At 70.7% G+C, this 13,075-nt stretch carries 14 protein-coding genes and 2 pseudogenes; 3 read left to right on the forward strand and 13 right to left on the reverse strand.

The features are described 5' to 3' along the window. The 6 genes and pseudogenes from ACY45C_RS06760 to ACY45C_RS06785 form a co-directional block, all read right to left on the reverse strand. Positions 1 to 303 (reverse strand): hypothetical protein (locus ACY45C_RS06760; protein WP_462186780.1); only part of this gene is annotated, 303 nt, incomplete at its 3' end. Next, complete coding sequence (locus ACY45C_RS06765) at positions 300 to 557, reverse strand: hypothetical protein (RefSeq protein ID WP_462186781.1); 258 nt, start codon at positions 555 to 557, stop codon at positions 300 to 302. The genes ACY45C_RS06760 and ACY45C_RS06765, both read right to left, overlap by 4 nt. Before the next feature lie 146 nt (positions 558 to 703). Further along, a pseudogene (locus ACY45C_RS06770) lies at positions 704 to 1,365 on the reverse strand (IS66 family transposase); the annotation flags it as partial. A gap of 590 nt (positions 1,366 to 1,955) precedes the next feature. Then, on the reverse strand, positions 1,956 to 2,732 hold the full coding sequence (locus tag ACY45C_RS06775) for an SDR family NAD(P)-dependent oxidoreductase (protein WP_462186798.1): 777 nt from the start codon (positions 2,730 to 2,732) through the stop codon (positions 1,956 to 1,958). A 58-nt stretch (positions 2,733 to 2,790) separates the two neighbouring features. Beyond that, the gene (locus tag ACY45C_RS06780; protein WP_462186782.1) at positions 2,791 to 3,753 is read right to left on the reverse strand and encodes a hypothetical protein; all 963 of its coding nucleotides are present in this window, start codon (positions 3,751 to 3,753) and stop codon (positions 2,791 to 2,793) included. A gap of 384 nt (positions 3,754 to 4,137) precedes the next feature. Then, on the reverse strand, positions 4,138 to 4,353 hold the full coding sequence (locus tag ACY45C_RS06785; protein ID WP_462186783.1) for a hypothetical protein: 216 nt from the start codon (positions 4,351 to 4,353) through the stop codon (positions 4,138 to 4,140). A 268-nt stretch (positions 4,354 to 4,621) separates the two neighbouring features. Here ACY45C_RS06785 and ACY45C_RS06790 point away from each other — a divergent pair, with 268 nt between their 5' ends. Genes ACY45C_RS06790 through ACY45C_RS06800 form a run of 3 tightly spaced genes read left to right on the forward strand, consistent with a single transcriptional unit; the run spans position 4,622 to position 6,767 of the window. Next, entirely contained in the window at positions 4,622 to 5,806 is a 1,185-nt protein-coding gene (locus ACY45C_RS06790) for a hypothetical protein (RefSeq protein WP_462186784.1), read from the forward strand. Then, positions 5,725 to 6,594, forward strand: coding sequence for a sensor histidine kinase (locus ACY45C_RS06795; RefSeq protein ID WP_462186786.1), 870 nt, complete (start codon positions 5,725 to 5,727; stop codon positions 6,592 to 6,594). The genes ACY45C_RS06790 and ACY45C_RS06795 overlap by 82 nt, the downstream gene beginning before the upstream one ends. Next, positions 6,567 to 6,767: a recombinase family protein gene (locus ACY45C_RS06800; protein ID WP_462186787.1), complete on the forward strand. Its 201-nt coding sequence runs from the start codon at positions 6,567 to 6,569 to the stop codon at positions 6,765 to 6,767. Before ACY45C_RS06795 ends, ACY45C_RS06800 begins: the two co-directional genes overlap by 28 nt. Before the next feature lie 6 nt (positions 6,768 to 6,773). Here the strand turns inward: ACY45C_RS06800 and ACY45C_RS06805 are convergent, their stop codons facing one another. From ACY45C_RS06805 to ACY45C_RS06835, 7 genes and pseudogenes are all read right to left on the reverse strand, one after another. Further along, positions 6,774 to 7,118 carry a BlaI/MecI/CopY family transcriptional regulator gene (locus tag ACY45C_RS06805; RefSeq protein WP_462186788.1) on the reverse strand — a complete coding sequence of 115 codons (345 nt, stop codon included), beginning with the start codon at positions 7,116 to 7,118 and terminating at the stop codon, positions 6,774 to 6,776. Positions 7,119 to 7,469: 351 nt separating this feature from the next. Further along, on the reverse strand, positions 7,470 to 8,153 hold the full coding sequence (locus ACY45C_RS06810) for a hypothetical protein (protein ID WP_462186789.1): 684 nt from the start codon (positions 8,151 to 8,153) through the stop codon (positions 7,470 to 7,472). 59 nt (positions 8,154 to 8,212) lie between these two features. Next, the gene (locus ACY45C_RS06815) at positions 8,213 to 8,869 is read right to left on the reverse strand and encodes a hypothetical protein (protein ID WP_462186790.1); all 657 of its coding nucleotides are present in this window, start codon (positions 8,867 to 8,869) and stop codon (positions 8,213 to 8,215) included. 226 nt (positions 8,870 to 9,095) lie between these two features. Beyond that, on the reverse strand, positions 9,096 to 9,905 hold the full coding sequence (locus ACY45C_RS06820; RefSeq protein WP_462186800.1) for a DMT family protein: 810 nt from the start codon (positions 9,903 to 9,905) through the stop codon (positions 9,096 to 9,098). Between the two features lie 88 nt (positions 9,906 to 9,993). Further along, positions 9,994 to 10,449: pseudogene (locus ACY45C_RS06825) on the reverse strand (DMT family transporter); the annotation flags it as partial. Positions 10,450 to 10,598: 149 nt separating this feature from the next. Beyond that, positions 10,599 to 11,999, reverse strand: coding sequence for a hypothetical protein (locus ACY45C_RS06830; RefSeq protein ID WP_462186791.1), 1,401 nt, complete (start codon positions 11,997 to 11,999; stop codon positions 10,599 to 10,601). Positions 12,000 to 12,061: 62 nt separating this feature from the next. Continuing rightward, a partial coding sequence (locus ACY45C_RS06835; protein WP_462186792.1) for an LLM class F420-dependent oxidoreductase occupies positions 12,062 to 13,075 on the reverse strand: 1,014 nt, incomplete at its 5' end.

Consider the following 13,075-nt stretch of genomic DNA (forward strand, 5'->3'; position numbering starts at 1 on the left):
GGGACGCTCCGAGGTGGGCTCGGCCGCGTACAGGACGTGCGCCGGCGCCCAGCAGGTACCGCGGGCCACCGCGAGCGCGGCCGCCAGGTCCAACTCCACGATGGTCACCGCAGGCAGCGCGGCGATGTGCTCGGCGGTTCCCGGCCGGGCCCGGTCCGCCTCCACCAGCGCACACGCCGGGGCATACAGAAAATGACCCGGCACGGTGTGAGCGCGCTGGATCAACCGGGACGCCAGCACGTTGCCGTAGCCGGCCGAGACCATCGCCGTCTCGTCCAGCACCACATGCAGCGCGTCGCTCACCGCCCCAACGCCCGCCCCAGCCGACGGTTCAGCTCGGCATCGGCCTGCGCGGCTTCCTCCTCCGTCGGGTCGTAGCCGCTCCACTCCCGCAGCACCGCCCGAGCCCGCTCGGCGCGCTCCGCACGTTCCGCCGGCGTCAGCAGCGTGCTCGCCAATCGCGACAGATACGCCCGCAACGACAACCCCTCCGCCGCCGCCACCTCCGCCAACCGATCCCGCGCCTCCGCCGGAATCCGCACATTCGCATCCGCCATGGACAGCCTCCTTTCGCCCACCCAGCAGGATACGGGTACGTTCGCGTACCCGTATCGGATCCCGGCTACCTGGTAGCGGCGGCCAGCCAGATCAGGGTCGCAGAACTGCCGTAAGTAGTCGGAAGTTGGGTGTGGGCATGCTGCCGGGCGGCGTCACCGTGGGTGGCGTAGAGCGCGCCGATCCGCTCGCGCCACTGGCGGGCCCAGATCCCGAGCTGGGCGGGGTTGCCGTCCCCGGCCCGCAGGAAGTAGCGGCGGACGTGGACCCAGCGGAACAGGTTGACGATCCCGTCCGCCTTGCGGCCGGCGGAGGCGTAGACGGTGTAGAAGTCCGAGGAGATCACCAGCCGGCGCGGGCCGCCGGCGCCGTCGAGCTGGCCGGTGGTCTCGCTGATCCCGACATGGCCGGCGAGCACCGCCGCCGACCGGGTCGGGTCCATCACGAAGCACACCGAGTCCGGGCCGAGGAAGACCCACAGCCACCAGCGCGCCGAGGTGTCCTGGCCGTCGGGGGTGAACACCCGCCAGGTCATCTCGTCTCGTCGGCGTGCAGGTGCCACGACCCGCGCGACCGTTCGACGATCTTCTCGGCGAGCGGGGTGAGCAGGCCGCCGACCTGGGCGCACACCCCCGTCAGCGTCGCCGGCGAGATCCGGGCGCCCTGGCGGGCCAGGCCGGTGACCAGCGAGTTCTGCGACCGGCCCGCGACATATCGCTCCACGAGCAGCATCGCGAGGAACCGGTTCGTGAACAGCTCTTTGCCGATCGCCTTCGACGGGCCGGGCGCGGTCACCGTCACCGGCCTGCCGTAGCCCCCGTAGCCCCCGTAGCCGTCACGCACCGCAGCAAACCATCCCGACAAGCCGGAGATCACCCAACACGGCCAGCGAACCACACACAGCCAACACTGATGAGACCCCGGCACCGATCAACCACAAGACTTCCGACTACTTACGAACTGCCAGCCCGGCCAGCATTTTCGCTTGCGGATATGCAAGCGAGACGCTTGCTGCGCTGGTTTAGGACGCTCCCTCCCGCGACGAAGGAACGATTCATGCGGGAGCAGTACGTGTTCTGGGGTATGTACCGCCACTGCATTCCGATCGAGAACGCCGTCAAGCTGTGGGAGTTCATCGAGACCGGGCAGCTCGACCTTCGCACTGGCGTGCTGGACGTAAGCCGATCAGGCTACGGCTTCGCGGTCACGCGTGCCCTGCCGGGGGCCGGAGCCGGATCGACCATTTCGACCACATCGTCGATGCGACCGGAACCGGATTTGACGTCGCCAAGGCGCATTCGCCCCTGCTTCGGGACCTGCTCCGATCGGGCAGCGCGGCGGCACACCCGCCGGGCTGCTGGATCGAACTCCCGGCCGCGCCAGGGCGGTGGAACCCACCGTCAGGTAGCGGAGAAGCCTCCGTCCACGAACAGCGTCTGGCCGGTCAGGTAGACGGCGGCGGGGCCGGCCAAGAACACAGCGGCGCCCACCAGGTCCGACAACTCGCCGTTTCGCCCCAGCATTGTTCGATTGGCCATTGCCGTCGCCCGCTCCGGATCGTTGAAGACGGTCTTGGTAAGCGGTGTCCGGACGAATCCCGGAGCGATCGCGTTGCAGCACACACCGCGTTTCGACCAAGCCTCGGCCTGAGACCTAGTCAGTGCCGCGACACCGGCTTTGGACACCCCGTACGCGCCGCTGTTGCCGAACGCGCGGATCGACTGCTGCGACGCCAGATTAATGATCCTTCCCCAGCCGCGCTCCGCCATTCCTGGGCCGTACCGACGGCCCAGGAGGAAGGGCGCGTCGAGATTCACCGCCATCGTCAGGTCCCACTCCTCGTCGGTCAGACCGCCGAAGGGCGGTCTGATGTTCACGCCTGCCGAGGTGACGAGGATGTCGGGCTCCCCGAACGGTTCGGCCGCCTGATCGGCCGCCTTGCTCAGCTCGGCGCGATCGGCCAGATCGCACCGGATGCCTGCGGCGGCGCCGCCAGCATCGCGGAGTTCCTCCACTACGGACTCCACGGCGTCGGCACGGCGGCCGAGCGCGACCACCCGCGCGCCGGCACGGCCAAGCGCGAGGGCAATGCCGCGGCCGATACCGGAGGTCGCTCCGGTCACCACCGCGGTGCGCTCCCGCAGCGAGAAGAGCTCGACCAGGAAATCCGCCACCAGTGCTCCCTTCACGCAGCTCCGCGCTCGAGCGCAGAGGCCGTGCCGCGACGCAGATAAGCTATCGGAGCCGACCGGGACGACACGCGGCGCGCGCACGTACCGACCCGCACGGACGCCTGGGCCACAGCGCTCCGGTCCAGGCGCGGGCGGGCATTTTCAGCACGGATAGTCCGGTTCCTCGCGGCGCAACGTCCGCTCGATGTAGTAGTCGAAGTAACGCCGCGCGACGACGGGAAGTTCCGAGAACCAAGGAGGTCGCCGTTACCTCGGACCAGTGCCAGCCGCAGGGGTTCACCAGGAAGAGTTTGTCCTCGACTTCACTGTCCTCAGCCGTGACGGCCATCGAGAAGTGATTGTCCACTCCTTCCTGTAGTCCCCCGGGCCACCCGGCCGCCAAGGCGGACCACAGCAACCGCAGAACCTCGGCCGGGGACCCCGCCGTAGGTAGTCCCAGTGCCGCCGCGAGTTCGACCAGCCCGTTGGTCGCCAGCGTGGGGTTCTCCGCGTTGAGCCACCACACGATCTGGTATCCGGCGGCGCGTCTGTGAGCGTACTCGACTGCGAGCTGGGTCTTGCCCACACCTCCCATTCCTCGCAGCGGCACAACAGCGATTGCCTCCGCGTCGGGTTGACGCAGGCGGCCGTCCAACGCCCGGAGAAGGTCGTCGCGGCCGGTGAAGAACGGGTTTCGGGCCGGGACGTTCCAGATCCGCGGCAGCCGCCGGGGGAACTCCGCTCGGCCCGGAAAGGTGACCGGTGAACCGGACCCAGGTAAGCCCGCCGACGCTCCGTCGAGAAGCCGGCGGCGAGCGTCGTCCTCTTCCAACCCGAGCAGCTCGATCCGGGTCGGCGGCGCGTACAGCTCAGGGATCGAGCAGTCAGCCACGACCACCGGAACGACGCGGCCCGGATGGTCGCTCGCGAACGCCGCGGTGTGCTCGGCTTGGGAAAGGCGCTGGGCGAAGTAGGCGTCGGTGTAGACGGCCACTACCCGCTCAGCCAGCGGTGACGAGAAAAGCATGCCGGTCGGGTCCAGTACGGCCCGGCGCCGCCACTGGCGGGACGGATATGGCTGCCGACCCAACCTATCCCGCGGCCTGGCTCATGGTACCTCGATGCCCTCGCTGCGGAGGAGCTCGGCGGCCTCGTCGGGGCTGCCCGCCTGCCGACGCCCGGCGGTGGGCCGAGGCCGAACTCCTCACGACGACCTCGGACCACTGCGGGTCGTCCGTGCGGGTGGCTCCCGACCCTGCCTGGCGACACGCCGGTCGTCGGCCGACTTTCCGGCGACTTTCCGGGGCCCTGACCTGGCGGTGCACTCCGGAAGTCGACACAGCAACAACGGATATCCTCGACGTAGCCCGTTCAGACTAGTTTGATCTGACTATCCAGATGGTCGCCAGACCTACCGGCAATCATGATCATCTGGATCCTCGCGCCGAGGGTGGGCGACGCGCGGGGCGCTCTGGCCGGGGGTCGGCGTGTAGGGCACCCGGGGCTGGACGGCGTAGGTCAGCGCCGCTGTGAGCGCCGGAAGCCAGCCGAGATAGTACGCGCTCACGGCCACCAGCGCCATGGCCGGGAGCGGGGCCAGCAACATGCTCGTACGGGTTGGGGGCATGACGTACGTCCTTTGTTATCGGGTGTATGGCTAGTTAATTTTGGGGATGTTTTATCGTCTGCCCTGATCCCCCGACAAGTGCCGTAACTTCGCATGTCAATAGAGACATTCGGGAGTACACAGCAATGTGCGTCGCAACCCCGCACCACCACCGGCGACGGTCTTTCTCCAGATGGTGTCGCAACCGTCCACCGGTACTGTCGCTACCCGGTGGAGGTAGCGACAGTGAGCGCTGGATCGCCTGCCCACCAGGGAAAATAGGGCCGCGGTGACCGGGAACCCGAAGGATCAGGGCGGTCGCTGGCCTGCCATCGACAACGGAGTCTCCCGCGACCACCGGTGTCTTCTGCTGTTCTTCCACCTCCTGCACGCCCTCTACCAGGTGCCGTGGAAGTCCTGCTGTTCGCTGCCGGTGGGCGACCCCGGTCACGACGCCGAGAAAAAGAAGATCGAGCGGCGGTTCACAGGGAAAACGAAACTCGACTGGGACCAGATCGTCTGCTATCTGAACAAGCTTCCGGAGCCCGACCGGGAATCCGCGACGCTTACGGCTTTCTGCCTGTTCAAGCGGTGGTGCGAAGGGTCACGGGCCGGGCGGACCACGCTGGCGAAGGAGGAGGCGAGCCGCGCGTTGGAGGCCGCCGAGGCCGCGACCGCGGACCGGGACTGGCCCGCGGTCGCCTGGCTGTTGGCGATCCCCGTCGCCGGCATGCCGGTGACCACCACCTCGCCGATCGCGATGGTGCCGGCAGCCGCGGCCGACCCGCTGGTTGCGACAGCCGAGGTTTCGGTGGCCCCCACACGGGCCACACGAGCGGCCCACGTTCCCCGAGCGGACCTGGAGGAGGTGGAACGCCAGCTCGCCGCCGCCCTGGAGCGGGCCCGACAGGACGGCGAGCGGGCCGAGGCTGCGGACCAGCGGCTGGAGGAAGCCGACCGGGTACGCGGCGACCTACGCGCCCGCCTGATCGAGCTCGGCGCCCGGTGTCAGCAGGCCGAAGAGGACCGCGACGCCACGCTGGCCACCGCCGCCGCCGCGCTCGCCAGCGCCGACGCAGCCGACGCCGACGCGACCGAGGCTCGCGCTCTCGCCGCGGCGGCCAAGCCGAGGAGCGTGAACGGGAGGCCGAGGCTCGCTGGGTCGAGACGGCAACGCTCTTCACGGTTACCGAGGATCGGGCGGTCGAAGCCGAGCGGCTGGTCGAGCATCTGCGCCGGCGGGAAGCCCACCTCACCGCCCGCGTCGCCCTCCTCGAGGAACAGGCCGCCGCTCCCCCCTCAACCCCCGGCCCGTCCCCGGCACCGGCCACGCCCTCCCCTGACGCGGAGACACCCGTCAGTGGGGCATCAGCCTGGCGTCGGCGGCCGTGGTTGTCCCGGCGGCCGGAGACCGTCATCCGCCGGGGCACCAATGAGGACTACCGCGCGTACGTCCACGAACAGGCAAGCCTGACCGCGCGGCTGGAAGAGACCGACCGGCTGCGCCGCGATCTGGTCGACACCGTCGCCTACGAGTTCCGTGCCCCGCTTGCGGGTATCCGCGCTGTCCTGACCGATGCCCGCAGCGGAGAGGCGGAGGGCGGCACGCTGGCCGGCCGGCTCGACACAGCGATCGACAGCACCCGCCAGCTCGAGCGCCTCCTTGAGAGCATGGTCACCGCGACGACCGCCGCGCACACCGACATCAACGCCAGCGATCTCACCGCGGCTCTCGCCGATGTCCAGACCGTGCTGCACACCACCCACACCGGCTGCCTGGTCGTCGTGGACGCCCCCGCATACCTACCTGTCCGGATGGACGGTGCCACTCTGCGCCGGCTTCTGGGTGACCTCGTCGACACCGTCCTGCGTTCCACACCAGCCGGGGCCCCGGTTCATATCGGCGCCGGCCAGGTCGGCACCGACCTGATCATTCTCCGGATCCGTACACCCACCCGCGTCCTTCCCGACGACACCGAGGCTAGCGCGCTGGCAGCCCCCTCCGAGCGGGAATCCGCTACGTCATCGAGCAGGTCGTCTCCGCCCACGGCGGCCGGCTGCGTACCGACACCCTCTACAACGATGGCGTCTTCGACATCCTCGAGATCGAGCTTCCCGCCGCCGGCATCCCTGCGGTCCCACCGCTCGGCGCGACCGCAGCCCTTCACCGTCCTCGCGATCCGGCCGCGGCCCCCGCGACCGCGACGCCAGCCCGAACGTGAGAGCACGGATCGTTGTCGGGTATTTTCGGCGCCGTGCTGATCGGCTACGCGCGGGTTTCGACCGCGGACCAGAACCCCGATCACCAGGTCGACGCGCTGCTGCGTGCCGGCGACACCCTCAAGGTCACCCGTCTGGACCGGCTCGGCCGCTCCCCGCTGCACCTGGTCACCCTCGGCGCCGAGCTCACCTGGCTTCATGCTCACATCTTCTAGCCGTTTCTAGCCGTTCTCGTGGTGCTCTCCGTCGGCGAGTTCCTGGCGGAGGACGTCGCGGTGGTGCGGTGGGAGGTGGCGGGCGAAGCAGCGCAACACGGCGCCGGGATCGTCGCCGCGGCCCAGGAAGTTCATCATCTGTTCCGCCGCGTGGTCCTCGGCGCGCTGCAGCGGACGGTAGGCGAATCCCCGGCCGTGCGGCGCGCGTTCGGCGAGTCCCTTGGCCACCAGCCGCAGCAGGGTGGTGGCGACCGTGCTCTGCGCGAGCCCCCGACCCAGCCGGCGCTGAACCTGGAAGGGCATCAGCGGTTCGGCTGCGGCCCAGAGCAGGGCCAGGACCTCGCGTTCCAACTCGCCGGCCGCACGCCTCTGCGGGACCGGCCTGACTGGTGCAGACATGGCGACTACGGACATGGTGACTCCGCGGGTTACTGATCAGTCCCGAGACGTCGAGGTGGCCGTACCGTGGCCGTACCGATTCGGGCGGCCGGGCACACCGGCCCGTTTGTTTCGTGGGGAGCCGGACGATCTGCCACGTCACCGGACGCACGTGGACATGGAATGGGGATGCCGAGGATGGCCACCGGGTGCCACGCGGGTGCCAGGCGCGGGCGGCGGATCGAGGGACGACACGATCCGGCCCGCGACGCGGGCAAGGGGGTTGGTGGATCTGTGGGATACCGGGGCCAGCCGTCGGACCGCTCAGAGCATCCCATGGACCGGCGGGCCCCGACGGATGACGATGTAATGCAGCAGGACCGGCCGACGGATCCGTCGCCGCGCCGGCAGGCGTGTGACCGGGTCGGGAACGAGGAGTAGGACGCGGCCGTCACGGCGCCGCAGGCGCCCGGCGGCGCGTCGTACGGCGGCCGCGGCGCCCTGCGCGGCCCGCCAGAGCAGGTTTTCGCCGAGGGAGAGCCAGCAGGCGAGCCCGAATGCGGCGAGCAGATGCGCCACGAGCATGCCCGGCCCCCGGGCAACAGGTCCAGCCCCACGCCGGCGTGGGGCTGGAGGCCTGGCCACCTGGCCGGTGCCCCCCGCGAGGGTGGGCGCGAGGCCGGGGGAATGCGCGAGGCCGGGGGAATGCGCGAGGCCGGAAGGGTGGGATCCGGCGGGGACGGTGACGGTGAACGCCACGTGCAGACCGGCCTGGACGGCCAGCACCAGTCCGGTGAGGCGCCTGCGTGACATCCGTCGGGCGGACACCCCCCAGCAGACCCGGGCGGCGAGTACCAGCCCGATGACCGCCATCAACAGTGACGGGGTCATCGCGCAGGCGGCCGTGTGGGCGGTGACGGCCAGGCCGACGGCCACGGCGGCCACCAGGACGGACCGGACACCTCGCCCGACCGTCGTCGCGGCCCAGATCACAGACCCGCGCCTCACATTTCGCATCTTAGAAGATCCATCTGTGGGGTAGAGCGTTGCGTCGGCCTTGGCGGGGGTCAACGGCTCCGCGGGACGAACAGGTGCGCCGCGCCCGCGTCCGTTGAACGTCTTGGCAACGGCGATTGCCAGGATTTCAGCGCAAGGGCGGGTGCTTCGATGGCATACCAGCTTGCGAGGGCGGCGAGGGAGGTGACGGCGAGGGAAGCCGCGATGTGCACGACGACGGCACCCGTACCGATACCCGCATCGGCCCCGGCTTCGAGCAGGAGCAGTTGCAGCGGCCAGGCGTAGACGTAGATGCCGTAGGACAGATCGCGACGCGCCCCCACCCGCGACAGCCCCCGTCCGGTTCCGGCGTACAGCAGCAGGTAGGCCAGCGGGGCCAGGGCGAGGGGCCGGTAGGCGTGGGGGATGAGCAGGCCCGCGGCGAGCAGGCCCGCGGCGGCGATGAGTAGGGCCCGGCTGCGCGGGATGCGGTCGGCGTAGAGGAACATCGCCGCCCCGATGAGGAAGACGGCCGTGTACTTCAGGATGTGGGAGTCGGTGAGCCGGTTGGCGCCGAGGACCACCCCGCCGTCGGCGAGCAGCCACCCGCCGACGGCGAGGGTGAGGACGAGCCCGCGGCGGCGGCGCAGGATCCCCACCGCGCCGAAAACGCCGACCATCAGGTAGCACAGCGATTCGAAGAACAGGGTGTGCAGGGGGCCGTCCACGGCCTGCCCGGCGCGTCCTATGGATGTACCAGGCTTGCTCGGTCTCACATGGCGACCACAATCCGTATTGAAAATGGTTTGTCTAGATTCGTCAACACTGTTGATTATCTTGAAAAAACCAAGCGCGAACAGGTGACCCAGCAGCTCGTGGCCCGGTCGCGGCACGGCGGCGCGCCGGCAGGGGTTCGCCCCGGTGCACGACCGCGGACCGGTCCCGGTCGACTGACTATCGCGAATGATTCCTCTGAGCCAGGACGGCGCCGGCCTCACCGCGCAGTCGATCCGCCCGCCGGCGAAGCTCGTCCGCCCGGGTGTCGAGAGCACGCCGCGCGGCGAGCAGTTCCCTTTCCGGCACGGCATCGTCCCCCAGCAGGCCCCGCTCCCTCGGTCGGGACCCGTTCGAGGGTCGGGGCCCGTTCGAGCCCACCCGCCCGGCGACCGGCCGCATCCGATCGTCGAACCGGTGCCGTTCGTCCACGAGGCTCGCCAGCTCCGCGCCAATGCGGTCGAGGTCCCGGCGCAGCCGGCGGCGCGCGCGGCGCAACGCCGGCCCCGGGACGCCGGCCCGCCGGCTGCGGCGCAGGTCGGCGCGCAGCCGCTCCAGGTCATGGTGCACCTGTTCCTCCAGCCGGGACAGCCGCCCCTGGGCCTGCCTCGCCACCAGCCGCGACATCTGCCCGGTGATCAGCGGAGACGTCGCCAACGTGCGGACACCCGTGACCATCACGGCCAGTCCGAGCACCTCACCGACCAACGCGAGGGGCGCCAGCCGCAGGTCGCCGCCCAGCAGGGCCACCCCGATCACCACCCCGGCCAGCGGCTCGCTGCTCACCGCGGCGGGCAGCGACGCCGGCAGCGGCGCCATCTCGTAGGCGCTCTGCAGCAGCAACGCACCGACGATCGCCGTGGCCACGACCGACCAGGGCTGCCAGGACACCAGGACCGCATCGATCCCGCGGGTGGTCAGCAGGTGACCGATGCTGCTGGTCAGGGCGGCCTGTATCGCGGACAGCAGGCCCACGGCCGTGGCCAGCATCGGGGCCCCGCCGGGCAGCGGTGAGCCGCCGCGTCCCCCACACCGCACCGCATACCAGCCCGCCGGCCACCGCGCCGGTGAGGACCCAGCCGAACGTCGAGACGGCCCCCGGATCGCCCGGGTGCGGATCTCCGGCGATCAGGAAGAGCACGAGGCCACCGGCCGTCGCCGCGGCCGCCGCCCAGTCGCGGCGCAGCACCGCCCGCTGCGCCAGCAGGGCGGCGAGCGGCAGGGCGAACAGTAGCTGGCAGATCTGCAGGGATTCGACGAGGGCCACCGCGCCCCGGCTCAGCGCCGCCGCGGCCAGCACACTGCCGACCACCGCGACGGCGACCCCGACATCCCACCACGGTCGCCGCACCAACCACAGCAGCAGCCGCAGCCGCAGGACGTCATCGGGCGGCGCCCGGAAGGCAACCCGCTGCTGGATCACCGCGGCCACCGCGAAACACACCGCGGAACCGAGGCCGAGCAGATAGGTCGCCACTCCTCCTCTCCTCCTCGATCCCGCGACGTACCTTCCCGGGGAAGGCCAAGGCCTCACACGGCCGGCCCGGTGCGGTCCGGCAGCTCAGATCCCGCTCATCATGCCTGCCGGATCCAAGATCAGGGAAATGACCCCGGCCGGGACCACACCTTCGTCCGCCGCCGGGTAGCACGCCCGGGCTCGGAGGATCCGCGCGGGCGGGGAGGTCACTCACGGCCGACGGCACGGGTCTGCTTGTGGAGCTGGTAGATCCAGGGCGGGATCGTCGCCCAGAACACAATGACGTTACCGATGATCACCCCTTTGGCTCCGCCGAGGAGGAGGCCCGTGACCGGGCCGGCGAGCAGGAAGGGCGTGAAGAAAAGATTGATCCAGAAGGTGAGCCTGGTCCGGCCGAAGGCGTAGAGCACGGCGACCGGTCCCACCGACAGCGCCGGCCCGGCCTGCGCGATCATCGCGAGGAGAAGGAGTTCACGGGTCTGGCTCCAGGTGTCGCCGAGCAGGGCCGCCCCGGAATCGTCGGGGAGGATCAGGAAGATGAGGGTCCACAGCACGCTGGAGGCAACCACCAGCGCGGACACGGCGTAGGCGGCGCGGATGATCCGACGGGCCGGGGCGCCCCTGCGGCGGGCGAACTCGGGGATCGCGAGGCTCATCAACGCGACGGCCAGGTTCGTCGTGGGGGCGAGCAGGGTCTGCAGACCGCGCAGAGCACCGACGAGCGATGGCGAGCCGATCCCGGCGATGATCAGAATCGACGTCTGCTGCGCCCCCTGGACCGTCACGAACTCGGCGGTCATGAAGCCGGTCGTCTCGCGGTGACCAGCGAACCAGGCGAGCGCCCGCCGCGGGGCGGGCCAGACCCGATGCTGCCCGATGCCGACCACCGCGGCCAGCGCCGCGGCGGCACCCCAGACGAGGACCATCACCGGCGCGCCGCCGGCCGCGGCCCGCCCGCCGATGGCCGCCTCCGGCCCGCCAATGGCCAGCAGGACGATGCCCACGCCCATCCCGGCCGCCCAGACGAGATCGTTGACGACGGCGCGGAGGGGGCGTCCCTGGGCAAACGACGTGTAGCGCCAGGCGTCCTGCACCAGCAGGGCCGGCATGACCACACCCATCGCGATCAGGTTCGTCCCGACCACGCCCTCGAGGACGCTACCGACCGCCATCAGGCCGGCGCCCACGACGGCACCGAGTACCAGGGCCAGGCCGGACGCGGCGCGAGCGGCGGCGCGGAACGCGGCCGGGGCGGCGGCGTAGCTGATCCCCAGGGGCGCCGTGGCAGCCGCGCGCGACAGGCCGACGACGATCGCGAAGATCGTGTAGGCAATCGCGAACGCACCGAACTCGGTCGGGTCGACCCGGCGGGCGATGATGAAGTTGATCGCCGCGTTGGTGCCACTCGACACGACCTGGTCGACGATCGTCCACAGCGCGTTGGTCCGGCCGCGGGACCGGGACGGGTACGGATCGGCCGCCGGTAGATCCGCTGCCGCTGGATCCGCCACCCCTGGACCCGCCGCGATCTGCTCACGCGTGTCACCGTTGGTCAGACCGTCGGTGACGGCGGGGCCGTCACGATACGCCCACCGCGGTCCGCCCACGCCGATGACCCTATCGTGACGTAAAAGTCATCTTGGAATCCCCCGCCTCAGGCGGAGAGCCATCAAAGGCCGTCGGCGAGCTCGCGGATCTGCTCGATGAGACGCACCCGCTCCAGGTGTGTCGGCGCCACCGGATTGACCGCGAGCGTCGTGACCCCGGACTCCGCGAACACGGCGAGCCGCTCGGCCACCCAGCCGCGCGGCCCGATCAGGGAGAGCCTCTCCAGCAGGCCGGCCGGCACCGCGGCGGCGGCTTCCCCCTTACGGCCCGCGAGGTAGAGGTCCTGGACGAGCTTCGCCTCCGCGGCGTAGCCGTAGCGGTGGGCCAGGTCGTTGTAGAAGTTGCGGCCCCGCGCGCCCATGCCCCCCAGGTACAGCGCGACCTGCGGCCGGTCGGTGTCGCGCAGCGCGGTGACGTCGTCGCCGACGGCCAGGGAGGCCCCGGCCCAGACGTCCAGGGTGCCGAGCGCCGGGTCCCGCCTGGCCGTACCGGCCCGCACCGCCTCGCCCCACACCTCGTCCGCGCTGTCCGGCAGGTAGAAGGCGGGCATCCAACCCTCGGCGAGCTCGGCGGCGAGCTCGACGTTTTTCGGGCCGAGCGCGGCCAGCACGATCGGGATCCGGTCCCGCACCGGCCGGTTAATGATCTTCAAAGGCTTGCCGAGACCGGTCCCCCGCCCCGCGGCGAGCGGGATGTCGTAGTGACGGCCGTGGTACTCGAGGACCTCCCGGCGCCAGACCTTCCGGCAGATCTCGATGGTCTCGCGGGTCCGGCCCAGCGGGGCATCGTAGGGGACACCGTGGAAACCCTCGATGACCTGCGGCCCCGACGCGCCGATCCCGAGGGTGAACCGCCCGCGCGAGACGAAGTCGAGGCCCGCGGCGGTCATCGCGATGAGGCTCGGGGTGCGCGTGTAGAGCTGCATGATCCCCGAGGCGATCTCGACGCGCGAGGTCCGGGCGGCGAGGAACCCCAGCTGGCTGACCGCGTCGAAGCTGTAGGCCTCGGCGACCTGGATGACCTGGAGCCCGGCCTTCTCGTAGTCGGCGAGCCCCGAGACGGTCTCCTCGAAACC

The sequence above is a fragment of the Frankia sp. CcWB2 genome (assembly GCF_977927585.1).

Coding starts and splice junctions, on each gene's coding strand:
- ACY45C_RS06765 (WP_462186781.1), bottom strand. CDS start 557: ATGGCGGATGCGAATGTGCGGATTCCGGCGGAGGCGCGGGATCGGTTG.
- ACY45C_RS06780 (WP_462186782.1), bottom strand. CDS start 3,753: ATGCTTTTCTCGTCACCGCTGGCTGAGCGGGTAGTGGCCGTCTACACC.
- ACY45C_RS06785 (WP_462186783.1), bottom strand. CDS start 4,353: ATGCCCCCAACCCGTACGAGCATGTTGCTGGCCCCGCTCCCGGCCATG.
- ACY45C_RS06820 (WP_462186800.1), bottom strand. CDS start 9,905: ATGCTGGCCACGGCCGTGGGCCTGCTGTCCGCGATACAGGCCGCCCTG.